The sequence below is a fragment of the Burkholderia singularis genome (genome assembly GCF_900176645.1).
Lineage (GTDB): Bacteria > Pseudomonadota > Gammaproteobacteria > Burkholderiales > Burkholderiaceae > Burkholderia > Burkholderia singularis.
The window spans coordinates 92,025-116,118 of the sequence record NZ_FXAN01000034.1 but is presented as its reverse complement, the minus strand read 5'-3'; the positions used below and the strand labels follow the sequence as shown (position 1 = coordinate 116,118).

The 24,094-nt window shown below is 64.5% G+C and carries 21 protein-coding genes; 13 read left to right on the top strand and 8 right to left on the bottom strand.

What is annotated here, in order from left to right; translation table 11 throughout:
• Nucleotides 1-65: 65 nt before the first annotated feature.
• A complete protein-coding gene (locus BSIN_RS04305; RefSeq protein WP_089339594.1) occupies nt 66-2,546 on the bottom strand; it encodes a patatin-like phospholipase family protein in 2,481 nt (826 codons plus the stop codon).
• Between the two features lie 257 nt (nt 2,547-2,803).
• On the opposite strand from BSIN_RS04305, the gene BSIN_RS04300 reads away from it, so the two are divergent.
• The 5 genes from BSIN_RS04300 to BSIN_RS04275 all read left to right on the top strand — a co-directional run bounded on the left by BSIN_RS04300 (nt 2,804) and on the right by BSIN_RS04275 (nt 9,783).
• Nucleotides 2,804-3,901, top strand: a complete 1,098-nt coding sequence (locus BSIN_RS04300; protein ID WP_089339593.1) for a rod shape-determining protein — start codon at nt 2,804-2,806, stop codon at nt 3,899-3,901.
• 446 nt (nt 3,902-4,347) lie between these two features.
• Entirely contained in the window at nt 4,348-6,615 is a 2,268-nt protein-coding gene (locus BSIN_RS04290) for an amylo-alpha-1,6-glucosidase (protein ID WP_089339607.1), read from the top strand.
• A 277-nt stretch (nt 6,616-6,892) separates the two neighbouring features.
• A complete protein-coding gene (locus BSIN_RS04285; protein WP_059514721.1) occupies nt 6,893-7,156 on the top strand; it encodes a hypothetical protein in 264 nt (87 codons plus the stop codon).
• A gap of 636 nt (nt 7,157-7,792) precedes the next feature.
• Entirely contained in the window at nt 7,793-8,272 is a 480-nt protein-coding gene (locus tag BSIN_RS04280; protein WP_069235658.1) for a VOC family protein, read from the top strand.
• A gap of 1,226 nt (nt 8,273-9,498) precedes the next feature.
• A complete protein-coding gene (locus BSIN_RS04275; RefSeq protein WP_125910386.1) occupies nt 9,499-9,783 on the top strand; it encodes a hypothetical protein in 285 nt (94 codons plus the stop codon).
• 231 nt (nt 9,784-10,014) lie between these two features.
• On the opposite strand, the gene BSIN_RS04270 is transcribed toward BSIN_RS04275, so the two are convergent.
• The 3 genes from BSIN_RS04270 to BSIN_RS25105 form a co-directional block, all read right to left on the bottom strand.
• Nucleotides 10,015-11,397, bottom strand: a complete 1,383-nt coding sequence (locus tag BSIN_RS04270; protein WP_059514715.1) for a sensor histidine kinase — start codon at nt 11,395-11,397, stop codon at nt 10,015-10,017.
• Nucleotides 11,394-12,056 carry a response regulator gene (locus BSIN_RS04265; RefSeq protein ID WP_069235660.1) on the bottom strand — a complete coding sequence of 221 codons (663 nt, stop codon included), beginning with the start codon at nt 12,054-12,056 and terminating at the stop codon, nt 11,394-11,396. Before BSIN_RS04265 ends, BSIN_RS04270 begins: the two co-directional genes overlap by 4 nt.
• A 158-nt stretch (nt 12,057-12,214) precedes the next feature.
• A complete protein-coding gene (locus BSIN_RS25105) occupies nt 12,215-12,667 on the bottom strand; it encodes a hypothetical protein (RefSeq protein WP_143757322.1) in 453 nt (150 codons plus the stop codon).
• 192 nt (nt 12,668-12,859) lie between these two features.
• Here BSIN_RS25105 and BSIN_RS04260 point away from each other — a divergent pair, with 192 nt between their 5' ends.
• Entirely contained in the window at nt 12,860-13,129 is a 270-nt protein-coding gene (locus tag BSIN_RS04260; RefSeq protein ID WP_082711774.1) for a YodC family protein, read from the top strand.
• A gap of 78 nt (nt 13,130-13,207) precedes the next feature.
• Here the strand turns inward: BSIN_RS04260 and BSIN_RS04255 are convergent, their stop codons facing one another.
• Nucleotides 13,208-13,510: a superinfection immunity protein gene (locus BSIN_RS04255; RefSeq protein WP_089339606.1), complete on the bottom strand. Its 303-nt coding sequence runs from the start codon at nt 13,508-13,510 to the stop codon at nt 13,208-13,210.
• 122 nt (nt 13,511-13,632) lie between these two features.
• Entirely contained in the window at nt 13,633-14,058 is a 426-nt protein-coding gene (locus tag BSIN_RS04250; RefSeq protein ID WP_089339591.1) for a rhodanese-like domain-containing protein, read from the bottom strand.
• Between the two features lie 109 nt (nt 14,059-14,167).
• Between BSIN_RS04250 and ftrA the strand changes: the two genes are divergently transcribed.
• The 5 genes from ftrA (at nt 14,168) to BSIN_RS04220 (ending at nt 18,441) form a co-directional block, all read left to right on the top strand.
• A complete protein-coding gene (ftrA, locus tag BSIN_RS04245; protein WP_059514706.1) occupies nt 14,168-15,124 on the top strand; it encodes a transcriptional regulator FtrA in 957 nt (318 codons plus the stop codon).
• Nucleotides 15,125-15,289: 165 nt separating this feature from the next.
• Complete coding sequence (locus BSIN_RS04235) at nt 15,290-16,741, top strand: M20 family metallopeptidase (RefSeq protein WP_089339589.1); 1,452 nt, start codon at nt 15,290-15,292, stop codon at nt 16,739-16,741.
• Nucleotides 16,742-16,751: 10 nt separating this feature from the next.
• Nucleotides 16,752-17,132, top strand: coding sequence for a TfoX/Sxy family protein (locus BSIN_RS04230; protein ID WP_089339588.1), 381 nt, complete (start codon nt 16,752-16,754; stop codon nt 17,130-17,132).
• Between the two features lie 113 nt (nt 17,133-17,245).
• The gene (locus BSIN_RS04225; RefSeq protein ID WP_059514700.1) at nt 17,246-17,824 is read left to right on the top strand and encodes an NnrU family protein; all 579 of its coding nucleotides are present in this window, start codon (nt 17,246-17,248) and stop codon (nt 17,822-17,824) included.
• Nucleotides 17,825-18,222: 398 nt separating this feature from the next.
• On the top strand, nt 18,223-18,441 hold the full coding sequence (locus BSIN_RS04220) for a DUF1653 domain-containing protein (protein WP_089339605.1): 219 nt from the start codon (nt 18,223-18,225) through the stop codon (nt 18,439-18,441).
• Nucleotides 18,442-18,750: 309 nt separating this feature from the next.
• Here BSIN_RS04220 and BSIN_RS04215 read toward each other — a convergent pair whose 3' ends face one another.
• Nucleotides 18,751-19,965, bottom strand: a complete 1,215-nt coding sequence (locus BSIN_RS04215; protein WP_089339587.1) for a winged helix-turn-helix domain-containing protein — start codon at nt 19,963-19,965, stop codon at nt 18,751-18,753.
• 458 nt (nt 19,966-20,423) lie between these two features.
• Nucleotides 20,424-21,821 (bottom strand): MFS transporter, encoded by a 1,398-nt coding sequence (locus BSIN_RS04210; protein WP_089339586.1) that lies wholly within the window; start codon nt 21,819-21,821, stop codon nt 20,424-20,426.
• Here BSIN_RS04210 and BSIN_RS25965 point away from each other — a divergent pair.
• Both BSIN_RS25965 and treA read left to right on the top strand, forming a co-directional pair.
• Nucleotides 21,808-21,957 (top strand): hypothetical protein, encoded by a 150-nt coding sequence (locus BSIN_RS25965; RefSeq protein ID WP_173678621.1) that lies wholly within the window; start codon nt 21,808-21,810, stop codon nt 21,955-21,957. The genes BSIN_RS04210 and BSIN_RS25965 overlap by 14 nt on opposite strands.
• A gap of 236 nt (nt 21,958-22,193) precedes the next feature.
• Nucleotides 22,194-23,879 carry an alpha,alpha-trehalase TreA gene (treA, locus tag BSIN_RS04200; protein ID WP_089339584.1) on the top strand — a complete coding sequence of 562 codons (1,686 nt, stop codon included), beginning with the start codon at nt 22,194-22,196 and terminating at the stop codon, nt 23,877-23,879.
• Nucleotides 23,880-24,094 lie beyond the last annotated feature (215 nt).

The following is a 24,094-nucleotide window of genomic DNA, read 5'->3' as shown; positions in this document are numbered from 1 at the left end:
GCGCGGCGGCGCACACATTGCGCCCGACCCAGCCCGGCCCGGTGACAGCGCCGGGTCGGGCGCCGTCAGTACGTTCGCCCGAGTTGCAGATACAAGTTGCGCCGCCCGCCCGGTGCGAGCGCGACGCCCATGTATACGGGGCCGAACGAGGTCGTCAAGCTGGTGAAGAACGTATAGCTCTGCTTCAGCGTGCTGCCGCCGATGCGCGCGCCGCCATTCCAGACATTGCCGAGTTCCGCGCTCGCGCCGACGAAAAGCGCTTTGACGGGCGACGCGTTGAACGTCATCAACTGGTTCATATAGGTGACTTGCCCGTAGACGAGCGCGTCGCCCGTCAGTTGGTCCGCCGCGTAGGCGGACAGGTGCTGGAATCCGCCGAGCGTGAAGTTGAACATGTTGAGCAGGTTCTTGCCGCCGAAGATCTTGCCGCCCTCGATGGTCGCGCTGACGCTGTGGCGGCCGAGTTGCTGCGCGACCATCACCTTGCCGTATACCTCGGTGTGCCGCGCGTCGGCGGCATTGTCGAAAAAGTCGCCTAGTGTGTCGCTGCTGCGCGTCGACAGCGAACGCTCCGCCCGGAATTCCGTGAAGTAGCCTCTGCGCGGGAACAGCGGATCGTCGAGCTGGTCGATCACGAGCCGCGCCCGCACGCTGAGCGCGTGGGCGGAGAGCCCCGGAAACAGGAACACGCGCGACGGGAAGAGGTCTCCCTCGTCGAGCGGCAGATTGTAGGTGGGCGCGCCCGTGCCGTGCGCATACGCCAGGCCGATGCGAAAATCGCCGAGGTGGCCGATCGGCCAGCCGACGTCGACGCCGACGCGCTGCGTCTGCAGCCGGTACTGAGTGAGCTTGACGTCGTCGTCGTACATGTTCACGAAGCGCCGCTGATATTCCGCGTAGGGCGCGACATACAGGCCGGGACGGTTCAGCAGCGGCTGGCGCAGTTCGACGTGCGCCGATTGCAGATCGCTGCCGAGCGTCGTGTCGACGCGGAATTCGAGGCCGGACGGCGTTAGCCACGGACGGCGGTAGCCGATGTGCAGCCGGAAGCCGCCTTCGTCGCTCGAACTGCTCGACAGGCCGAGCCCGAACAGCAGGAAGTTCGGCCCCCAATATTTCTCGCGCGCGTCGATCACGAGGCGATGTTTGTCGCCGTCGCTGACCACCTGTTGGGTGACGCTGTCGAAATTGCCGCTGGTCGTCAGCGCAAGCAGATCCTGGCTGATCTGCTTCGGATCGTAAGTGTCGCCGGGTTTGATGTGCAGCGCGTCGCGCACGATCCGTGCCGGGACGGGGCCGTTGGTTTCGACGTCGATCGCCGTGATGCGGATCGGTTGCGGCGGCGGTTGCGTGTGCGCGGCGCGGTATGCCGCGTATTGTGCGGGCGACAGCGCATAGCGCTTCAGGCTCGGCAATGCATTGGTGGCGGCTTTCTCGCCGGCTGCGATCGCATCCTGCGCGTTCTGGAAATCGGTGAAGCTGAGCTTGCCGAGCGCCGGTTCGAGCAGCACGTCGCCCGGCCTCAATTGCTTGCGCTGTCCGGCGAGGTTTTGCCGGATCAGGATGCCGACCATCTGCTGCATCACGTCGGCCGGCGACGCGAGCGAGTCGAGCGGCTTGAGCTGCGAGCCGATGTTGACCGCGATGACGACATTCGCGCCCATCTGCCGCGCGGTGTCGACTGGCAGGTTGCTGACGAGCCCGCCGTCGACGAGCGTGCGGCCGTCGATCTCGGCGGGGGAGAACAGGCCCGGCATCGCCATGCTGGCGCGGATCGCGAGCGGCAGTGAGCCGTGGTCGAGTTCGACCATCTCGCCCGTGCGCAGATCGGTCGCGATCGCGCGAAACGGAATCGGCAGTTGATCGAACGGCTGATTGGTCGGCACGGCCGCCGTCCAGGTCGATAGCAGCCCTTGCAGCCGGTTGCCCTGCACCAGCCCGACGGGCGCCTTGAAGCCTTTCTTGCTGAAACCGAGCGTCAGGCCATCGATATACAGCCGCTCGTCCTCGCGCCGTTTTTGCGGCAGATCCGAGCGCTCGGTGACGTCGAATGCGATGTCGGACAGATTGACCTGCGACAGCCGCCGCTGCATCTCGTCCGCGGTCATGCCGCTCGCGTACAGGCCGCCGACGACCGCGCCCATGCTGGTCGCCGCGATGCAGTCGACCGGAATGCGGTTTTCCTCGAGCACTTTCAGCACGCCGAGATGCGCATAGCCGCGCGCGCCGCCGCCGGACAGCACGAGGCCGATCGCGGGACGGCCGTCGGGGCCGCCATCGGCCGCGCAGGCCGCCGGCCCCGCGCGCCGGGCGGCCGCCGCAGCGGCCGGCGCCGGCGTGGGTGAAGGGGACGCGGCAAGCGTCGCGGTCGGCTGCGCCATTGCCGGCGCGGCTGTACGGGCGGCAGCATCGGCGGGCGTGCCGGACGTATCGGCGGCCCGGGCGCGCGCGGGCCATCCCGCGGCGGCGCAGACGATCAACAGCGCGGCGACAAGGCCGGTGCAACAAGGAATGGGCCGGATGGAATCGGGCGTGGACGCCGTCATTGTCTTGGCTATCGCTGAAGTGAACGGGATAGTCGGAATACCGGACCAGGGCCGGCGGAAGCGAGAGAGTACCGCTTTTGTCCATCTATCGCTAATCGGTCGAAGATATTCGATAAAAATCAGCGAAATTGCCTAAAGTATTTTTGCGTCCTGCCGCTAAGCGACTGAATGGATGGCGCGCGTCGCAGCGGATTGCGCTTGAGGCGCCTGCGGTTTGCCCGCATCGTCGTTTTACCGATTCGAATAGAGGCTTCACCATGGCGGCACCGTTTCTCGAAAGGCTCTTTGCGCACCAGGTCGCGGTTGATCCGGGCACGGCAAGCACGTTGATCTATGTCCGCAACCGCGGCGTCGTGCTCAATCAGCCGTCGGTCGTCTGTTTCAGCAGGCGCGGCGACGCGAGCGCGAAAGCGCGCGTGGAGGCGGTCGGCGAGCAGGCGAAAGCGCTGCTCGGCCGTTCGCCGGAGCATCTCGAGGCGGTCCGGCCGCTGCAGCACGGCGTCGTTGCGAACTACCACGCGGCTGAGCAGATGATGCGTCTGTTTGTCGGCATGTCCAATGCGCGCTCGATGTTCGGGCGACGCGTCGCGTTCACGCTCTGCGTGCCGTCGAATGCGACGGCGCTCGAACTGCGCGCGATCCGCGATGCAGCGCTCGCGGCCGGCGCGTCGCGGGTCAGCGTGATCAGCGAGCCGCTTGCGGCCGCGCTCGGCGCGGGGCTGCCGGTGTCGGCCGCGATCGGCTCGATGGTTGTCGACATCGGCGGCGGCACGACCGAGGTTGCGGTGATCGCGCTCGGCGGCATCGTGTATCGCGAGACGGTCCGCGTCGGCGGCGAGCAGTTCGACGCGGCGATCATCAACCACGTGCGCAACGTCTACGGAGTGCTGCTCGGCGAGCAGACGGCCGAGCACGTGAAAAAAACGATCGGCGCGGCCAGCGGCCGCGTGCCGCGCGTATCGATGCAGGCGGTGGGGCGCAGTGTCCGGGACGGCTTGCCGCGCACGATCGAGCTGAGCAACCATGACATCGCCGATGCGCTTGCGATGCCGTTGAATCAGGTGGTCAGCGCGGTGAAGGGCGCGCTCGAGAATGCGCCGCCCGAACTTGTCACCGATATCGCGGATCGCGGCATCGTGTTGACGGGCGGTGGCGCGCTGCTCGCGAATCTCGGCAAGCGGCTGTATGACGAGACGGGGCTCGTCGCGCGGGTGGCGGACGATCCGCTCACGTGCGCGGTTCGAGGCGCCGGCATCGCGATGATCGAGCGCGGCGGGTTCGACGTCGGCGCGCAGGAGATGAGGGTGCGATGGGGTTCGATGCGGCTGCTGGGGCGAAGCGGGGTATCGATTTGACCGCGGTGGCAGGCCGCCCCACGTGCACGCGATGGCCGGACCGAACCGGACGTCGCGCGAACTCCGTCATCCAGCCGCGCCGCGTTGCTGGCTAAAGCGCCGCGGCGTTAGCGTCGAATACGGCCGCGGCTGTTGGCCGCCGGATGCAGCCCGTCCGCCGACCGCTCCGACCGGGGTGATCGCGCCGGCCGCGGCTCCCGGCGCTTGCGGCGCTGGCGGTGCAGCGCGGTGCCGGTCGTGTCGTCCGGTGGGTCGGCGCTGCCGACTGGCGTTTCGGCGGCCGCGCGCAGGCCCGTCATCGACGAGCTTGGCCGCCAAGCCTCGCGGCAAGCCGGTAGGCCGATAGGCCAACGTGCGGCGCGAGGCTGCGCGCCGGGCGCATTCTGCCCTATGCTGTGCCAATCCTGTCGCGCACACCGCGCGTTGCACGCAGCATGGGAGTTTCGATGTCGACGACTGCAGATGATTCCTCCGTTCGCGGCCCGGCCGCCGCGCGCGCTTGCACATCCACGCTGACACATGCACCAGCAACGGCTTCGCCGGCGCCCGTGCCGTCGCCCGCCGTGGCGTTCGTCGCGCCCGAGCCCGACGTGCGCAAACCCGCGCGCGGCAGCCAGCACGTGCTGAAGGCGGGCAGCGCGTTCGTGGTCGGCGATGCGCTCGGCGACATCACGGGGCACGACGACGGCTTTTTCGTCGACGACATGCGTGTGCTGTCGCAATGGCGGCTCACCTTCGGCGGCCGCGCGCCATCGCTGCTGTCTGGGGCAACGAGCGCGGACAACGCGTCGTTTACCGCGCATCTGACGAACCGGCCGCTGCCGCCGCTCGGCGGCAGCGAGACGCCCGAAGGCGTGATCCACATCGAGCGGATGCGCGTGCTGGCCGGCAATGTGCTGCACGAGGCGCTTACGCTGACGAACTATGGAACGGCCGATGCCGAAGTGCCGCTGTCGATATCGTTCGGCGCGGACTTCCTCGACATGTTCGAAGTGCGCGGCACGCCGCGTGCGCGGCGCGGGGTGATCGCGCCGCCGCGAATCGACGCGGGCGGCGTCCAGTTGCGTTACGACGGGCTCGACGGCGTGTCGCGCTCGGTTTGCATCGGTTTGTCGCCGGCGCCTGCCCGCTTGTCGGTCGACCGCGCCGATTACGCGCTGAACATCGCCGCGCAAGCGTGCGTGTCGATCTATCTGAGCGTCGACGCACGCGTGGGCGAAGCCGCCGGCGCTGCGCCGCCGATTCCCGACACAGGCCGCGGCGCGCTGCGCGGCGCACTCGTCGGCGTGCACCGCGCGATGCGCGAGCGCCGCCGCGCGATGGCGCGGGTGCGCACCAGCAATCCGCTGTTCAACGCGTGGCTCGACCGTTCGCTGGCCGATCTCGGTTTGTTGACGACCCAACTCGACACGGGCCCTTATCCATATGCGGGCATTCCGTGGTTCTCGACGCCGTTCGGCCGCGATGCGGTGATCACGTCGCTACAGATGCTGTGGCTGCAACCGTCGCTTGCACGCGGCGTGCTGCGCTTTCTTGCCGCGCACCAGGCGCGCGAGACGTCGGCGTTTCGCGATGCCGAACCCGGCAAGATCATGCACGAGTTTCGCCGAAGCGAGATGGCGGCGACGGGCGAGGTGCCGTTCGCGCTGTATTACGGCGGCGTCGATACGACGCCGCTGTTCGTCGTGCTCGCGGGCGCCTACGTCGAGCAGACCGGCGACGATGCATTGATCGACGAGCTGTGGCCCGCGCTCGAACGGGCGACGCAATGGGTGATCGACGTATGCGACCGTAATCCGCGCGGACTGCTCGATTATCAGCGCACGTCGGAGCGCGGTCTCGCGAATCAGGGGTGGAAGGACAGCCACGATTCGGTATTTCACGCGGACGGCCGGTTTCCGGATGGGCCGATCGCGCTCGTCGAGGTGCAGGCGTATGCGTGCGCAGCGTTCGAAGCGATGGCCGAGTTTTCGCGCAGGCGGGGCCACGCGGCCGATACCGGGCGCTATGCGCTGCGCGCGAAGACGTTGCGCGAGCAGGTCGAGGCGTTGTTCTGGATGCCCGAGGCGGGCTTCTACGGGATCGCGGTCGATGGGCACGGCCAGCTCTGCCGCGTGCTTGCGTCGAACGCCGCCCATCTGCTCGCGTTCGGGCTGCCCGAGCAAAGCCGCGGCGAAGCGGTCGCGCGCGTGCTCGACTCGACGCTGTTCCAGACCGGCTGGGGCGTGCGCACGCTCGCGGCGGGGCAGCCGCGCTTCAATCCGATGGCGTATCACAACGGCTCGGTCTGGCCGCATGACAACGCGCTTGCCGCACGCGGTCTCGCGCGCTACGGCGACAAGCGCGCGGCGATCGAACTGCTGCGGGCGCTTTTCGAAGCGGCCGTGAGCTTCGACATGCGGCTGCCCGAACTGTTTTGCGGCTTCCCTCGCCAGCGCGGCGAGCCGCCGACTGCGTATCCGGTTGCGTGTCTGCCGCAAGCGTGGGCGGCAGGTGCGCCGTTCATGATGCTGCAGGCGTGCCTCGGCATTGGCGTCGACGCGGCGCGCGGCGAGGTGCGCATCGAGCGGCCGGCGTTGCCGGAGGGCGTCGACTGGCTGCGCATCGACGGCTTGCGCGTCGGTGACGATAACGTGTCGCTGACGTTCCGGCGCGTCGACGGGCAGGTGGTCGCGGTTGCCGACGGCGGCGCGCGGGTTGTCGCAGTGCTGTGATGCGCGGGGATTTCGTCGAAATGCGCGCGGATTGCGCTGAATCGAGGCGGCGCGCGCTGCGCACCATACAATGGGATCGCGGTGCCGAAGTTCGGGCGGTTGGATATCCGCGATGTTGACGGGCGGCGTTGGCTAGCCGCTCGAACGCCGGGTCAACCGATGCTGCGCGCCGGTGATCGAACACCGCAGCGTGACGCGCGCCGATTAACCGCCCGGCGCTGGCCGACGGGAGTGCAGGCGCGTCGAGTGCAACAAACCGTATGGCGAGGTATTCACGATGACGAACGACAAACCCGGCAACACGCGTTCGCAAGGCGAGCAGCCGAAGCTCGAACAACTCGAGGCGGCGGTCGATCATCTGCACGAGTCGATTCAATCGCAAAGCATCGCGCTCGGTGCGGCCAAGGGCATCTTGTTCAGCCTGATCGAGACGCTTGGCGCGCTCGTCGGCGATCCCGATTTGCCCGAGCACGCTCGCTCCGGCTATGAAGCGTTGCGCAACAAGGCGAGCGAGCTGACGGCGAATCTCGACAAGCATTGACGCAGTGTGTCGAATACCGGGTACGCGGCGGCGCGCGGGATCGCCGCCGCGCCGCGTTGCCCGTGGATTGCCGCGATGCGGAAACCGTCGTGGTTTCAACGGTTTGGCGCTTGCATGCGCAGGATATCCACATGTTTGTCGACAGAAACTGTGGAAAACCGGCCGGGCAGATTGCGTCGCGCGCCCGTCTATCCGGTAAGCGCGGCAATGCGTATGGGTCGGTACTCTTTATGGGTCGGTACTCTTCACTCCTCCGCTGCGGCGTTTTTTTGCGCTGACCATGGGAGCTGAGATTCGGTGCGGACCAGTATCCGATTCGACAACCGGTCTTTACCGTGCATCGGGTATCGGCGCGATGCTCGCGGTTTCGACGTTGAGCGGCGTATCGATCATGCTGCCGGGCGTTGCGCGTGGTTTCGCTGGCTACATTCGGGCGCAAGAGGGCTCATCGAGTTGAGCCGCCGTAGTGATCGCGCGGCGGCGCACAGGACGATTATTCCTGCTTTGGCCGTCGAAGCTAAAAAATGTCGTGGCTTGTGTCGATTTCGGACGAGCTGGTTCGTCGTGGTGATAGAGCGCCCACACGTGGCGCGCTCGAATCGTCCGATTAATCACCCACAGTCCAGGAGCCGCACCATGTCCGCTGCAGTCAAACCGATCCCCGAAGGGATGCACTCGCTGACCCCCCATCTGATTTGCGACGGCGCTGCCGCCGCAATCGAGTTTTACAAGAAGGCGTTCGGCGCCGTCGAACTCAGCCGGCTGCCTTCGCCGCACGAGCCTGGCCGGCTGATGCATGCATCGGTCAGGATCGGCGATTCGACGCTGATGCTTGTCGACGAAATGGCCAATTGCGGCGCGCTCGGGCCAATCGCGCTGAAAGGCTCGCCGGTATTCATCCATCTGTACGTGCCCGATGTCGACGAGACGATCGCGCGTGCGGTCGAGGCCGGTGCGAAGCTGACGATGCCGGCCACCGATATGTTCTGGGGCGATCGCTATGGGCAACTGGACGATCCGTTCGGCCATCGCTGGTCCGTGGGGACTCATAAGCAGGATCTGACACCGGAACAGATTCGTGAAGCGATGCAGAAGGCGATACCGCCTGCGCGGTAAGCGCGTCCTGGTCGTTTCCCGATGACGGATAGGCGGCGTGCGGGACAGGCGCCGTTTTCATCGGAGGAGTGCGATGAGCACGGAAGTGCTACGGCCGCCTTTCCTACTGTAGGCGCGTATCGACAAGGCCGCTGCGTCCGCGCGGCTGGCTGCGCGAGAACCGTCCGAACGATAGGTCTATGTGGCTATACCTCGACGCCGTGCGCTGCATGGGCGGTACGGCGACGTGACTCACAATGAATGAAGAATGCGCCTAGGCGTGTGTCCGAGCGTTCGTGCGAAGCGCTCCCCGCCGTGCGTCGAGATAGCCGCGCGCGCTGCCGCGCTTCTGACGCCCTTCGAAAAAGCGAGTCGGATCAACGTGTTGGCCGGCACATGCCCAGGATGTCCACAGGCTTGCCAACAAAAATTGTGGAAAAAGCGCAGGACGGCGGCCACGGCGGTGTGTGGCGTGATGAACGGCCGGGCGGGCATGTGCCGGCTGCCGCGCGCCTGATACGATGGAAAAAATATCGCCGGATCAATGGGTTGAGTGGTGGATGCTCAGGATGTCCACAAGTTTGCTCACAAAAATTGTGGACAAGACGGGGATGAGCCCTCGCGAAATCGCGGCGTCGAACGTCGGCGTGTCGTTTATCTGGCGCATTGCCGAAATTACTGTTGCATCAAGGAGTTGATCGATCGATGCTCAGGATGTCCACAAGCTTGCCAACAAAAATTGTGGAAAAGCGGATTCGTCAACGAAACGGGCCTGACGATGCGTGACGGCTTGCGTTGCGGCGAACGTCGCGTTGTGGGCGGCCCGCTTACCGGCGTGTCAATGAACTCCCTGAAGTGAAGATTTCCTCGCCGTCCGGATTTCCCGCCGCGTGGCCGGCTCGCATGGCCGTCACGCTATCGACGGCACTCCCGGCTTATTCGGCAAAGTCGTTCTCCCGGATTAATAAGATTGAATGGCTTTTGCTAAAGCCATCACCACCTTTCTAATTGAAAGATTATTAAAAATTTATAAAAAGTAGTTTCTTCATATCTTCTGAATATAATGGATATATCTTTTGTCGTTGCCATCGCTTCAAAAGCAAAAAGCAGAATCCGTTAGACGCGTAATCACATTTTGATTTACTGATGCGCGGGCTGCGAGATTGGCCGACGGCGATGAGGTCTAGGCCGATAACCTGGCCAGATGGGGCATCTGGCATATATATCACCCTATAGGAATGCTGAACATGCAAGAACTCAACATGCAGGAAGTGGAGGCTGTTTCCGGTGCGGGTCTGCTCGGCGGGGTCCTCGGTGCTCTCAGCGGTTTAGTCAATGGTGCGTGGGGCGGCGGATTGACGCTTGCTCAGCAGGGCGGCTGGATTGCCGGCCAGGACGGCAGCGCCGGTGTGCTGGCTCCGGTGACGTCGCTGGTCGGCGGCGTGCTGGGCTACCCTACCGGTCTGGTGGTGGGCGGGCTTGCCGGAGCCGTCAACGGGCTTATCTCCGGTTTTACCAACTCGGGCTTGTAATCGCGGCGCTAAAATAAAAATTGATCGGGCGGCTTGTTGGCTGCCCGTTTTTTACTACCGAGATTTTATGAGAAATGGGGAAAGACGGAGGGCGGGAATTTTTTGCAAATGCCTGGCTTCTGTGCCTTTCCCATTTTTATTTATCGAAAAATTCCCGCCGAGTTTCTGTCGAGCCGATCATTGAATCGAATAGATGGCGAAATTGCCGCGTGCATGTTCGAGCGCGGTCAATTACGTTTGCGAAGCCGGAAACCGCACCTTGACCGTCAATCCGCGTCCGTTCGCGCCGCTTTCGAGCGATACCGCCGCACCATGCTGCTCGGCGATGCGCTTGACGATCGACAACCCGAGTCCGCTGCCCGATGTCGACACGAGCTGCGCGCCGCCGCCCCGATAGAAGCGCTCCCAGACTCGCGGCCGATCCGCTTCGGCAATGCCGGGGCCGTTGTCGCGCACTTCGAGCGCCGTGCCGCCCGAGCCGGCGTTGGCGTGCACCTCGACGTCGACGCGCGCGCCGGCGCCCGCGTAGCGGATTGCGTTGTCGACGAGATTGTTGAGCAGCACCCGCAGCATGTCGGCGTTGCCCGACACATGCACGGGCGCCGCGCCGCCGATCATGCCGAGGTCGACGCGCTGCGCGCTTGCCACGCGCGCGCGCTCGGCGACGACCGAGCGGCCCAGCGCGACGAGATCGACATCGGCGAACGACGCGGCCGGTGCGTCGGGCTCGAGCCGCGCGAGCGTCAGCAATTGCTCGGCCAGGTGTGCGAGCCGGGACACGCCCGCGTGAATCTGCGCGACGATGCGCGCGTGTTCGTCGGCGCTCGCCGCGCGGCCGAGAAGCTGGGTCTGAATCGACAGGCCCATGATCGGCGTGCGCAACTCGTGCGCCGCGTCCGCGATGAAGTGTCGCTGCAGCGTGAACGAGCGGTCGAGCCGCGCGAGCAGATCGTTGATGGCGGCGGCGAGCGGCTTGGCTTCCGCCGGTACGGTCGCGATGTCGAGCTGTTCGAGGTGGGCGGCGTGGCGGCGCTTCAAGCCGGCCGCGATTGCGCCGAGCGGTCGCAGCCCGTAGCCGATGCCGAACCACAACCCGAGCGCGAGCAGCGGCAGCAGCGACAACACCGGCCACAGCAGATGCACGGCGATGCCCGCAATCGCTTCCCAGCGCGCTTGGCGCTGTTGGGCGACGCGGATCGTCGTGCCCGCGCTTTCGCGCGTGAAGGTGTGCCAACGCTGGCCGGACGTGTCGAGTTGCACGAAGCCGGTTCGATCGGGGGGCGGCAGATGCGTCGCGGGGTCGGTCGTGAATTCGAGCTTGCCGTCGCGCCAGACTTGCAGCAGCACGTCGTCGGGATCGTAGTCGAGCGGATGGTGCGTGCTGCTCTTGTCGCGGCCCGCGATCGACAGCTTGCCGGTGGCATCGACTTGAATTTGCTTCGACAGGCTGCGCATCTGGTCGTCGAGCAGATCGTCGAGTTCGCGCAGCGCACCCCAGTAGGTGCCCGCGCTCGCCAGCAGGCCGATCACGCACGCGGCGGGCAGCAGCCATGCCAGCAGCCGGCCGCGCAGCGACGCCGGCAGGCGTGCGAGGCGCCGCCGCTTGCCGCTCATGCGCCGTCTCCGATCCGGTAGCCGACGCCACGCACGGTCAGGATCGCTTCGTGGCCGAGCTTCTTGCGCAGATTATGGATATGGACTTGCACGGCGTTGCTCTCGATTTCTTCGCCCCAGCTATACAGCCGCTCCTCGAACTGCTCGCGCGAGATCACCGCGCCGGGTTCGCGCATCAGTTCGTGCAGCAGCACGAACTCCTTGGGCGACAGCGTGATTTCCTCGCCGTCGCGCCAGACCTGGTGGCGCGCCGGATCGAGGCGCAGCGCGCCGGCCGTGAGCATCGTCTGCGCGCGGCCCGCCTGACGGCGGTTCACCGCGCGAATGCGCGCGAGCAGTTCCTCGAGCGCGAACGGCTTGACCAGATAATCGTCGGCGCCGCAATCGAGGCCGGCGATGCGCTCGGGCAGCGCGTCGCGCGCGGTGATCACGATCGCGGGCAGCGTGTCGTCGCGGCGGCGCAGCGCGGCGAGCACCGTGAGGCCGTCCTTGTCCGGCAAGCCGAGATCGAGCAGCAGCAGGCCGTATGGCGTGGTACGCAGCGCGAGCGTCGCGGCCTCGCCGTTTTGTACCCAGTCGACCGCGAAGCCTTCGTGTCGGAGGCCCTGTTCAAGCCCGCTGCCGATCAGCGGGTCGTCTTCGACGAGCAATACGCGCATGGGGATCATCCATTCGAGTCCGGCGCGCGCGCTTTCGCGCGCGCCTCTGCATGCATGATAAGCGCGGCAACCTTAGCTGCGGCTTAAAGGCGCGGCGAGGGCAGGCGAACTGAACGGCCGGACGGCGCTGGCCGGGCGCGCTTGACCGGCGTGCCGGTTCATGCCGGATAGTGAGTGGAAGGGGGCCATACGACGCGCTCGCGAGGTTCGGCCCGACGACCGGCTAGGCGCACGGAATCGCCAGGCGCGCACCCGCGCGCGGTGAGCATGGCGTGCGCGGGCGTGCGGCGTGCTGCGACGCACGATCGCACCATGCCGCACGGGGCGATGCCGATTTGCCGCCGGATATGTTGGGCGATATGGCTTACCGTGCCGATCCGGCTGAAATCCGCGCGCGCCGGACGAATGCGGGCCCGCCGGATTGCGGCAATGCCGCAATATCCAATTAAATAATCTGATGTAGATGTTTTTGCAAAATCAAAAATTAATTTTTGTATATTCCGATTGGAAAAATTCGGAGAATGGAAGGCGTTTCCCGAGGTGATTCCGGGGGAACTGGCCGTGAGACGATCGTATCCCGTGATGAAATCGGTTTGCTTGCGCTCTGGCAAGTCAGGCGGGCATGTGAGGTAGGTGCCACATAGTTGCGCAATGTCATCAGTTATTAACTCAAGTCAGAAAAAATCTCTGAAGAGCACTTGCCGGTTATTTTGACGATTGCTAATCTCTGGGTGATGCGGAATGGCAGTACCGCAGATATCGAGAAAATGAATAAATAAATGACTTCGAGAAGGGCCACCAAGATGATGACTTACCGTGATACGGATACTCCGTCGTTTCGAATTGGCGATGTCGTGACGCTCAGGACGGGCGGTCCGCGCATGACCGTTACCCACGTCGGCCCGGTCGTGTTTGATCAAGGTGAATGGGTGATCTGTCAGTGGTTCGACGAGCACGGCGAATTCCGGCAGGAGATGTTTCCGAACCACGCCGTCGTGGGCGAGCCACGCACGATTCCTGCGGGGCTCGTGCGGATGCGCTCGTTGGCGGCTCGCGGCCCCGCGCAAGCTTGATGCGCGGCGCACGGAGGTATTCACTGGCTGGGCCAAGCCGGCGGAGCATCGGCGCGACGCGTTTGCTTCGTGCCCCGGCTACCTTTGCTGAGTGGCAATGCGCCGCTGCACGCGTTCGACGAGGCCGGTCGAGAAAGCCTTCATGCTGAGCGCGCGGCGCTTGAGCCGCACCTCGCTCGCGATATCGCCGGGCGGGTTCGGTTGCGTCGCCCACGTGAGCGTCAGCAGCCAGCCGATGATTGTCCAGCCGAACAGTGCGTTGAACAGCGCGATCGTCAGCTTGTCATGCCGGCGGCGGCGATCGGCGACGATCGCCGGCAGGAAGTAGAGCGCGGCGGCGGCGACCGAGCCGGCGATCTGAACCAAAATGCTTGTCTGCATGTTGCTGCTCCATCGTGCGTCGGTGCAACGGCATGGCCGTTCGACTTGATGCTGAACCTGCAATGGAGCCGATTGTCGCGCGTTTCGCGTGGTTTTGCAGGCAATGCATTGTTGCGGATTTGTCATTGATCGACGGCAGCGGACGGCGGCGCGGCCGCCGTCCGCGCGAGCGCGAACCCTTCGGCCAGCCACCCCGTGACGCCGCCCGCCATCAGTTTCACCGGCCGCCCGAGGCGGGCGAGCCTGAGTGCCGCGCGCGCCGCGCCGTTGCAATGCGGGCCCGCACAGTAGACGACGAAACAGGTGTCGCGCGGAAATGCCGATAACTTGCTTTCGATGATCTTTCGATGCGGCAGGTTGCGCGCGCCGGGCACGTGTCCGGCGGCGTAGCGTTCAGGACTGCGCACGTCGAGCAGCACGAAATCGGGCGCGCCGGACGTCAGCGCATCGTGCACGTCCGAGCAATCGGTTTCGAAGCCGAGTGATGCTTCGAAATGGGCGATGGCGGCGGCGCTGTCGGCGGGGGCAATATCGGTGACGAGGGACACGCTGAGGGCTCCTGTTTCTGGCGAAGCTGTGATGAACATGTGCCCAGTATCCGCAATGCACGCCTGGCACGACAGTGGCGCGATCGACAACTTCCGGTAACATCGCGCCATGCACAATCATCTCGTTGTCGCGCTTGCCTACGATCGGCTCTGCACCTTCGAATTCGGCTGTGTGGTCGAGTTGTTCGCGTTGCCGCGGCCGGAGCTGGGCGTCGACTGGTATCGCTTCGCGGTTTGCGCGAGCGAGCCGGGGCCCGTGCGCGCGGCGGGCGGCATCACGGTTGCCGCGCCGTACCGGCTCGCGCTGATGGACCGCGCGCAGACGATCGTGATTCCCGGCTGGCGCGATCCCGACGAAACGCCGCCCGAGCCGCTGCTGAAGAAGATTCGCGCCGCGCACCGTCGCGGCGCACGTCTTTGCTCGATCTGCTCGGGCGTTTTCGTGCTCGCTGCCGCGGGCATTCTCGACGGCGTCACCGTGACCACGCATTGGCGTTATGCGCAGCGTCTGCAGGCGCGTTATCCGTTGCTGCGCGTGAATCCCGATGCACTGTATGTCGATGCGGGACAGATCGTCACGTCGGCGGGCTCGGCCGCGGGCCTCGACATGCTGATGCACGTGGTGCGCCGCGATTACGGCAGTGCAATCGCGAATCGCGTCGCGCAGCGGCTCGTTCTGCCGCCGCATCGCGACGGCGGCCAGGCGCAATTCGTGCCGCGTCCGTTACCTCGTGTCAGTGGCGACCGGCTCGCGAAACTGATCGACTGGATGCGTGCGCATGCTGCACAGCCGCATACGCTTGCGTCGCTGGCCGCGCGCGCGGCGATGAGCCCGCGCACGCTGCAACGGCTGTTCCGCGACGCGACGGGGCTTGGGCCTTACGAATGGCTGATACGCGAGCGTGTCGGGCTGGCCAAGGAGTTGATCGAGCGCGACCCGGCGCTGAGCGTTGCACGGGTCGCTGCGCTGGCCGGATTCGGTTCGGAGGAATCGTTGCGACGTCACTTCAGACGCATTGCCGCGACGAGCCCTGCGGTGTATCGCCGCAATTTCGATGCGCGTTAGCGTGCATTCGCGCCGGCGGCAAGCGGCTTGGGCCCGGGCCGGCGTTGCGGGCGCGTTGGCGGTCGAACATGCGGCCACCGGGCTCGCGACGCGCATGTCAAAGCGGGCGTATCGGCGCTATCATCGCCACTTCATCTCGTCATACAGCTCGCGCTGCCCATTGCCATGACTACCGCCACTGCCTGCGTCATCGACCACGACCGCCTCGCCGATTTCATCGAACGCAAATGGAACGACGAGATTCTGCATGCGCTGACCGACTACATCGCGGTGCCCGCGAAAAGTCCTGCGTTCGATCCCGACTGGGCGAAGCACGGCTATATCGAGCGCGTCGTTGCCGATGCCGCGCAGTGGGCAGAGCGGCAGCCCGTCAAAGGGCTGAAGGTCGAGATCGTGCGGCTTGCGGGCCGCACGCCGGTGATTTTCTTCGAGACGCCCGCGACACGCACGGGTAGTACCGAGACGATCGCACTGTACGGTCACCTCGACAAGCAGCCCGAATTTGACGGCTGGCGCGCCGATCTCGGCCCGTGGACGCCGAAGTTCGAGAACGGCAAGCTGTACGGCCGAGGCGGCGCCGACGACGGCTACGCGATCTACGCGAGCCTCACCGCGCTTGCCGCGCTCGATGCGCAAGGAATCGAGCGGCCGCGCTGCGTTGGCCTCATCGAGACATGCGAGGAATCGGGCAGCTACGATCTGCTGCCTTACGTCGACGTACTGCGCGCGCGGCTGGGCGACGTCAGCCTCGTCGTGTGCCTCGATTCTGGCGCGGGTAATTACGATCAGCTTTGGCTGACGACGTCGCTGCGCGGGCTCGTGTCGGGCGATCTGCAAGTCGAGGTGCTCGAGGAGGGCGTGCATTCGGGCGTGTACGGCGGCATCGCGCCGTCGAGCTTTCGCGTGATGCGGCAATTGTTCGAGCGGCTGGAGGATGCGGCGACCGGCAACCTGCTGCCCGCGTCGTTCCATTGCGAAGTGCCGGCAAGCCGTCTGCGCGAAACCGAGGCGGCCGCGTCGATTCTCGGCGACGCCGTCTGGAAGGCTATGCCATGGGCCTGCGGGCAGGACGGCAAACCGGTACTGCCCACTACGACCGATCCGGGCGAGGCGCTTCTCAATTCGACATGGCGACCGTCGTTGTCGGTCACGGGCGCCCAAGGCTTGCCCGCGCTGGAAAACGCGGGCAACGTGCTGCGGCCGCGCACCGCGTTCAAGCTTTCGCTACGGCTGCCGCCGCTCGTCGACGCGGCGCAGGCTGTTCAGCAGTTGAAGGCGCTGCTGGAACTCGATCCGCCGTACAACGCGAAAGTCACGTTCAAGCCCGACGCGGGCGCGGCGACCGGCTGGAGCGCGCCGGATCTCGCACCGTGGCTCGCAACGGCGCTCGACGACGCGTCGCGCCGGCACTTCGGCGCGGACTGCGCGTACATGGGGCTTGGCGGCACGATTCCGTTGATGAACGTACTGCAAGCGGGTTTTCCCGCGGCGCAGTTCATGGTGTGCGGCGCGCTGGGCCCGAAATCGAATGCGCATGGGCCGAACGAGTTCCTGCACGTGCCGTATGCGAAGAAGCTGACGGCGGCGGTTGCCGACGTGATCGCCGTCGCGCATTGACGCCGGCCCGGTGAGCTGGCAAACCGAAAAGCAGCGCGCTGACGAATTCGCCGAGCAGCTTGCGGATCTCGGCCGGATCGCCGTTACGCGCTTTTTCAGTGGCGCGGCGCTCAGGGTCGACGGCGTACTGTTCGGCTTTGTCATACGCGGCTCACTGTTCCTGCGCGTGGACGAGGTCAACCGCCCGGCATTCGAGCGCTGCGGCATGGGGCCGTTCTCGTATCTCGCGCGCTCGCGTGCGGTGGTCATTGGTGGTTATTACGAAGCGCCCGCCGACGTGCTCGAGGATATTGGCGCGCTGCGCGATTGGTGCCGTGACGCGTACCGCGCCGCCGTGCGCGCGGGGGCGGCGATGAAAACGAGCGCGCGCCGCGCGAAGCGCATGCCATAGCGCACCGGCGCGTTTGCGTTGCGGGTGGCGGACGGCGGCGCGTGCATGTACGATGCTCGGCGCAACACATGCCGATTGAGTCGATAAAAAATTCCCCATCTGGAGACGCGCGCATGGTCGTCCTGATTCTCGGTTTGTTGATCTTCCTGGGCATGCATTCGATTCGGATCTTCGCCGACGATTGGCGCGCCGCGCGGATCGCGAGCCTGGGCGAGCGTCGCTGGAAGGGCCTTTATTCGCTGGCATCGGCGGCGGGCCTCGCACTGATTGTTTGGGGCTATGCGCTTGCTCGCGAGAACGCCACGCTATTATGGCTGCCGCCTGTCGGCATCCGGCATCTGGCGGGACTGCTGACGGCAATGGCGTTCGTGCTGTTCGCTGCCGCCTATGTGCCCGGCACGAGAATCAAGGCGCTGGTCGGCCATCCGATGCTCGCCGGCGTGATGGCATGGGCGATTGCGCATCTGCTTGCAAACGGCATGCTCCATGCGGAGCTGCTATTCGGCGCGTTCCTGGTGTGGGCGTTCACCGATTTCATTGTGTCGCGTGCTCGCGATCAGCGCGACGGCAAGCGCTATCCGGCCGGGTCTCTCATGCGTGACAGTGTCGCGGTCGGCGCGGGGCTCGTCGCCTGGGCGCTATTCGCGCTCGTGCTGCACGGTTTGCTGATCGGCGTGCGGCCGTTGGCGTAGTCATCGTTCAAATGCAAGCGGCTCGGATGAGCGTTGGCGCTCGACGATCCGGCGCAAGTGCGCAGAACCTTCGGATGATGAAAGATCGAACGGGCTCATCGGCATGAGCATTCGAGCGTTCGACGCCCGATGGCCCGTGAGGCCGATCAGCCCGGCATCGCGCCGCAACGACGGCCACGCGCGTCGATCGACGCCGGTTCACGCTAAAGCCACGCGTGCCTGCGTTGCCGTTTCTGCCATTACGCGTTCCCGCGCTGGAGCTTTACCGTGCCTGTCCAGCCGCATGCTGCCTATGTTTTTGACCGATGAGATTGATTGAGCGCGGCTGACCCGCTGTCGCCGCGTGCGGCGGCTTGCGCGCATACAATACGCGCTCGTCGATTTTTATGGAGCATGCGATGACTGAGCAGGAGGCCGAACGAATTGCGACTCACCGCCATTACAAGGGCGGATTGTATCGCGTGATCGGCGTTGCACGGCATTTGGAGACGGAAGAATCCGTTGTCGTTTACGAGCAGTTGTGGCCGAAAGCGCGCAGCCTATGGGTGCGGCCCGAAGCGATGTTCAACGAGACCCTCGCAGACGGTACGCCGCGATTTCGTCAATTGGGCGATTGACCGGCCATGCATGGGCGGTGCGGATGGCTTGGACCTGTTCCGCCTGCCGGTAATGGGTCGGGGAGCGGGCGCGGCTAAACTCGGACCGTTCGTTAGCGGCGCGCGACATCGGCAGGTTTGTGCGGTGGAGGATCTGCTGTTTCGTTGTCGCCGCCGCGTACCGCTTGCCGGAAACGGGCGCTGGAACTGCAAAAAGGACGCACGCGCTATTCACGGCCGGCGATCCGCGAATCGCCGAGCCGCGCACGCCGGTCGAACGCGCCGCGCCATTTTTTTTGGCGCACGGCGTTGATCGCGTCGCGGCGGCGTTCAGCGTGTCTCGAACGCACGCACGATTTCCTTTGGCGCATTGCCGACCTTGACGACCGGCGTGTCGTGCCAGTCGGCGAGCTTGCGCACCGCACGGCCGACATCGGCCAGCAGCCCGGCGCCAAGCCGCACGCCCGGCTCGATATGCACCGACTTCAGCTCGAAGATGTGCTGCGCGCGATGCGCTTTCGCGTCGATGCGGCCGATCAGTCGGCCGCGGTGCAGGATCGGCAGGCAGAAGTAGCCGTAGCGGCGCTTGTGCGCGGGCGTGTAGCACTCGATCGTGTAATCGAAATCGAACAGCGCCGATGCGCGGCGCCGGTCCCAGACCACCGGATCGAACGGCGACAGCAGCGTCGTGACGGTCGAGCGCAGTGCGTCGCGACTTACGGCGTCGACGAGCGGCGCGAGATCGCGGTGCACGAATGCCTGTTCCTTCCAGTCTTCGATCGTCGCAGGCAGCAAATCCCCCGCATCCGCAAGCGCATGCAATGTATCGCGATACGAGCGCTTCGGCAGACGGTAGTAGTCGGCGATCCAGTCGGCACGCACGACGCCGAGTGCGCGGCACGTGTTGTCGATGAGACGCGGCAGCACCGCATCGCGCGGCGGCAGGTCGCGCGCGTCATCCCAGCTTGGCAGCACGCGCTCGGTAACGTCATATACGCGCTGGAAGTTGCGTCGCTCGGCAACCATCAGGCGTCCTAGCGAAAACAATACTTCGAGATGCTTCTTTTCAGGCTTGCGGTTCCACCAGCCGCTGCTAGTATGGCCGTCGTTGCGCATGAAATCGGCCGAGCGTACTGGTCCGTTGATTCGAACGTGGGCAAGCAGTTTATCGATCTCGTCGCGATGCTGCGCGTGCCAGTCGGCCGGATATTTCCAGCCCATGCCGACTGGATTGAGCATCGTATGACGCATCAGCCCGAAATCCTCGATCGGCAAAAAGCACGCTTCATGTGACCAGTATTCGAACAGCTTCGCTTGCGCGAGATGCTCGTCTAACCACTGCGGTGCATAGGGGCCGATGCGGCTGAACAACACCAGATACGGGCTGCGTGCGACGACGTGGATCGTGTCGATCTGCAACTGTGCCATCTGGCGGATCGCGGCGAGCACGTCGGATTTGGTCGCCTTGCTGCGAGGCGGAGTCAGCAGGCCCTGCGCGGCGAGATGTAATGCGCGGGCGCAAGCAAGCGAGAGCGTTAGGGACACGGGTGGGGCATGCTGGAAATGGGATGCGTCACTTTAGCGCGAATCAATGTGGGATACTGAATGGAGTGAAACAACACTTCAACAGAATGCAAAAGTTGGATAGCATGCATACGTCTGACAATCGTTGACAAAAGCTTGTCCAAAGTTTCCTTATAGTTTGGACTAGTACGTATTTGCTTCCGACGCACGATATTTCTATGGCACGCAGGAAGCAAGTCCGGATGTCTCAACCCCCGTCGAGACGTCCGGAGCCGTTGAAGCGGACATCCATGCGGCTTAAAGCCGGCCCCGAGTGGATGTCCGCTGATTTTTTTAGCGGCGTCAACGGTCTTTTACTTCATTTAGTCTGACGAGATTCTGAACGTGAGCCCTGTCAGGGCGGCCCGTTGGTGCGCGAACGGCGTATATCGTGTCTCGTACCGTGGACTAACTGTCGCGAACATTCGTCACGGACGGCGTCAACCCCGCTTGCCGCGCGCGACTTCATCCCCGGCATTCGGCGCGAGCCGGCGCGTGATCGGAATCGATGCGAACGAGCAGAGGCCAACCACCACGAACGCTGGCCAGAAATCGGACCAGACGATCGTCTCATGGCCTTGTATCCAATGCGACGCATGCAGCACGAGCCCAGCGACGGTCACGCCGAGGCCGAGCGACATTTGCTGGACGACGCTGCCGAGGCTCGTCGCGCGAGCCGCATCGCGTGACGGGATTTCCGCGTAAATCATCGAATTGAGGCTCGTGAACTGCAGTGCGGGGAACAGTCCGCCGATCAGCACGACGAGCCAGATCGCCCATACCGGCATGCCTGGGTGGAACGTTCCGTATGCGGCGATCGCAAGGCCCGACAGCGCTGCGTTATACATCAATACGGTGCGGAATCCGAAGCGTTTGAGTGTGCGCGATGCGATGACTCGCGTGAACGCGCCGCCGACCGCCGATGCGCACGTGATCGCGCCTGAATGAAATGCGCTCATTCCGAGCCCTTCCTGGAGCGCGAGCGGCAGCAGGAACGGCACGGCGCCGAGCCCGATTCGAAACAGCGAACCGCCGACGACGCTCGCGTGATAGGTAGGAATGCGCAGGAAGCGCAGATCGAGAAGCGGGCGTTTGGCGCGCCGCGCATACAGCACGTAGAGACCCAGCAACGCCGCGCCCGCCGCGCTCATCGCGAGCGCGGCGCCGCGCGACGTGAGCGCACCGTCGATGAGCGTGAGGCCCATCAGCAGCAGCGCGGCACCTGTGGCGGACAGCAGGAAGCCCAGCCAATCGAGCGGGCCGGGGTCCGGCTCATGCGTGTTGGCAATGTGCTTGTTCGCGAGATAGATGCCGATGAGGCCGACCGGTATGTTGATGAAGAAGATCAGCCGCCAGTGCAGGTAGGTCGTGATGAATCCGCCGAGCAATGGGCCGGCGACCGGCCCGAACAGCGCGGGCACGCTCAGATAGTTCATCGCGCGCACAAGTTCCGAGCGCGGTATCGCGCGGAAGATGATGATGCGCCCGACGGGCACCATCATCGCGCCGCCCACGCCTTGCACGAAGCGTGCAAATGTGAACAACTCGAGATTGAACGAAGCCGCGCACATCAACGAACCGACGACGAAGATGCCGATCGCGGTACGGAATACTGCGCGTGCGCCGAAGCGGTCCGCGAGCCAGCCGCAGATCGGAATAAACACGCCGAGGCCGACGACGTAAGTCGTGATCGCAATGTTCAGTGTGACGGGATTGTGACCGAAGTCGCGCGCCATCGCGGGCAGTGCCGTGACGATGATATTGGCATCCACGCTTTCCATGAACAACGCGCAAGCAACGATCAGCGGTGCAATGAAAGCGTGAATGGCGAGCGGCATGGGAACAATGCGCGATAAAGATTCCATTATTGCATCGATTGGTCCGTCATGCTTGCGCGCACAACGACTCTTCGGCGCGTATTGCGGCAAGTGGGCAAAAGAAGCCGCGCCGTTTCCGGCCGCTTCGCGCTGGTGAATTTCCGAACCCGCCGGCGCGGTAGCTGCGATCTCGAAAAGACGCATATGCGGCGCTGCGTGCGCTATGTGCGCTACATGGCCGTTTGCGCGCCGCATCGACGGATCCGCTTGCTAGACCGCGGATTTTCATGCGAAGCTGCGCGCCGCGGCATCCGATAGATAAACCAGCCGCGCCTGCAGGGGGCTGCGGGACAGGAGACCATATCGCCGTTCATTATCAGAATAGGAGCAGACATGGTCACATCACGGCGTTTTCCGCTTCATGTCGAAAATCCGCTGTATCGCCGCTTGGTGAGTGCGCCCGTGTGGGCTGCGCTCGCTGCGTCAGCCGGCATCGGTTGCACGGGCACGCTTGCGCATGCCGATTCGCTGCCCGCGCCGGCATCTGCTGCTGCGCTCACCGCTTCGGCACCGGCCGCGACGATTCTGCCGCCGCCGAGCGTGCTTTATGGCGATCTTTTTGTTGCGGTGCAAACCGCGCAAATCTTCCCGGACCAGAAAACCTTCGTCGATTCGACGCCGAACACCGATCCCGCGACGATTGTCCAGCTCTATCAACAGCAAAAGGGCGCGCCGGGCTTCTCGCTGCAAGCGTTTGTTTCGAAATATTTCACGCCGCCGACCGATCAGTCGGTGACGCCGCCGGCAAATCAGACGCTGCGCGAGCATATCGATTGGCTATGGCCGAAGCTCACGCGCACGACGCAGACCGTGCCGCAATACAGTTCGCTGATTGCGCTGCCAAAACCCTATGTGGTGCCGGGCGGACGTTTCCGTGAAGGTTACTATTGGGACACCTATTTCACGATGCTCGGCTTGCAGGAGTCCGGCCACGAAGATCTCGTCGACGACATGCTCGACAACTTCGCCTATTTGATCGATACCGTCGGCCACGTGCCGAATGGCAATCGCACGTATTACGTGAGCCGCTCGCAGCCGCCTTTCTTCGCATACATGGTGGCGCTTGCGGCGAAGGTCGAGGGCGAGCGCGTCTATCAGAAATACCTGCCGGCGTTGCGCAAGGAATATGCGTACTGGATGCAGGGTGAGCGCTCGACGGCACGCGGTTCGGCCACGCGCAACGTCGTCAAGATGCCGGACGGCTCGGTGCTGAACCGCTATTGGGACGAACGGGATACGCCGCGCGACGAATCGTATCTCGAGGACGTGCAGACCGCGCAGCAGGCGAGCGGGCGGCCCGCGGCCGAAGTGTGGCGCGACCTGCGCGCGGCGGCCGAAAGCGGTTGGGATTTCAGCTCGCGCTGGTTTGCAGACAGCAAGACGCTTGCGACGATTCGCACGACAGCGATTGTGCCGGTCGATCTGAACAGCCTGATGTTCAATCTGGAGACGACCATCATCAAAGGCTGTGCAGTGGCGCGCGACATGCGCTGCGTCGTCGAATTCACCGGCCGCGCGACGAAGCGCGCGCTCGCGATCAACCGATATCTGTGGAACGATAAAGGCTATTACGGCGACTATGACTGGAAGCTCGGCAAGCTGCGCGACAACCTGTCGGCCGCGGCGCTGTATCCGCTGTTCGCCGGTGTCGCATGGCCTGACCGCGCGAAGCGAACCGCCAGCAATGTCAAAAAGACGCTGCTGCAGCCAGGCGGCCTCGCGACGACGGCCTACAACACGGCGCAGCAGTGGGACGCGCCGAACGGTTGGGCGCCGTTGCATTGGATCGCGCTCGTTGGCCTCAAGCGTTATGGCGAGACTGCGCTCGCGAACGATATCGGCACGCGTTTTCTTGCCGACGTGAAAAACGTCTATGCGTCGCAAAGCAAGCTCGTCGAGAAATATATCGTCGAAGGAGCGGGCTCGGGTGGTGGCGGCGGCGGCGAATATCCTCTGCAGGATGGATTCGGCTGGACCAACGGCGTGACGCTCAAGCTGCTCGATCTGTACGGCGGGTGATGCCGGGTATCGAGCGTTTCCGGCGCTTGCTTGCTACTTGCGAGACGAGCGCCGGCGCGGTCGCCACGCATGTCGTTGCGCCGATAGCAGGAAATCGAACAATGGTGGATATCGACTCGTATCGATTGACAATCCCCATCAATCGATGAAAAAGCGCCGGGCAATCCGGCGTTTTTTTTCGAGTTATTTTTCTTTAAAAAAAGAATCCGGCACAC

What these genes read in the sequence shown, in the direction of transcription:
- BSIN_RS04305 (WP_089339594.1), bottom strand. Translation starts at nt 2,546, where the DNA reads ATGACGGCGTCCACGCCCGATTCCATCCGGCCCATTCCTTGTTGCACC.
- BSIN_RS04300 (WP_089339593.1), top strand. Translation starts at nt 2,804, where the DNA reads ATGGCGGCACCGTTTCTCGAAAGGCTCTTTGCGCACCAGGTCGCGGTT.
- BSIN_RS04290 (WP_089339607.1), top strand. Translation starts at nt 4,348, where the DNA reads ATGTCGACGACTGCAGATGATTCCTCCGTTCGCGGCCCGGCCGCCGCG.
- BSIN_RS04285 (WP_059514721.1), top strand. Translation starts at nt 6,893, where the DNA reads ATGACGAACGACAAACCCGGCAACACGCGTTCGCAAGGCGAGCAGCCG.
- BSIN_RS04280 (WP_069235658.1), top strand. Translation starts at nt 7,793, where the DNA reads ATGTCCGCTGCAGTCAAACCGATCCCCGAAGGGATGCACTCGCTGACC.
- BSIN_RS04275 (WP_125910386.1), top strand. Translation starts at nt 9,499, where the DNA reads ATGCAAGAACTCAACATGCAGGAAGTGGAGGCTGTTTCCGGTGCGGGT.
- BSIN_RS04270 (WP_059514715.1), bottom strand. Translation starts at nt 11,397, where the DNA reads ATGAGCGGCAAGCGGCGGCGCCTCGCACGCCTGCCGGCGTCGCTGCGC.
- BSIN_RS04265 (WP_069235660.1), bottom strand. Translation starts at nt 12,056, where the DNA reads ATGCGCGTATTGCTCGTCGAAGACGACCCGCTGATCGGCAGCGGGCTT.
- BSIN_RS04260 (WP_082711774.1), top strand. Translation starts at nt 12,860, where the DNA reads ATGATGACTTACCGTGATACGGATACTCCGTCGTTTCGAATTGGCGAT.
- BSIN_RS04255 (WP_089339606.1), bottom strand. Translation starts at nt 13,510, where the DNA reads ATGCAGACAAGCATTTTGGTTCAGATCGCCGGCTCGGTCGCCGCCGCC.
- ftrA (WP_059514706.1), top strand. Translation starts at nt 14,168, where the DNA reads ATGCACAATCATCTCGTTGTCGCGCTTGCCTACGATCGGCTCTGCACC.
- BSIN_RS04235 (WP_089339589.1), top strand. Translation starts at nt 15,290, where the DNA reads ATGACTACCGCCACTGCCTGCGTCATCGACCACGACCGCCTCGCCGAT.
- BSIN_RS04225 (WP_059514700.1), top strand. Translation starts at nt 17,246, where the DNA reads ATGGTCGTCCTGATTCTCGGTTTGTTGATCTTCCTGGGCATGCATTCG.
- BSIN_RS04220 (WP_089339605.1), top strand. Translation starts at nt 18,223, where the DNA reads ATGACTGAGCAGGAGGCCGAACGAATTGCGACTCACCGCCATTACAAG.
- BSIN_RS25965 (WP_173678621.1), top strand. Translation starts at nt 21,808, where the DNA reads ATGGCGAGCGGCATGGGAACAATGCGCGATAAAGATTCCATTATTGCA.
- BSIN_RS04210 (WP_089339586.1), bottom strand. Translation starts at nt 21,821, where the DNA reads ATGCCGCTCGCCATTCACGCTTTCATTGCACCGCTGATCGTTGCTTGC.
- treA (WP_089339584.1), top strand. Translation starts at nt 22,194, where the DNA reads ATGGTCACATCACGGCGTTTTCCGCTTCATGTCGAAAATCCGCTGTAT.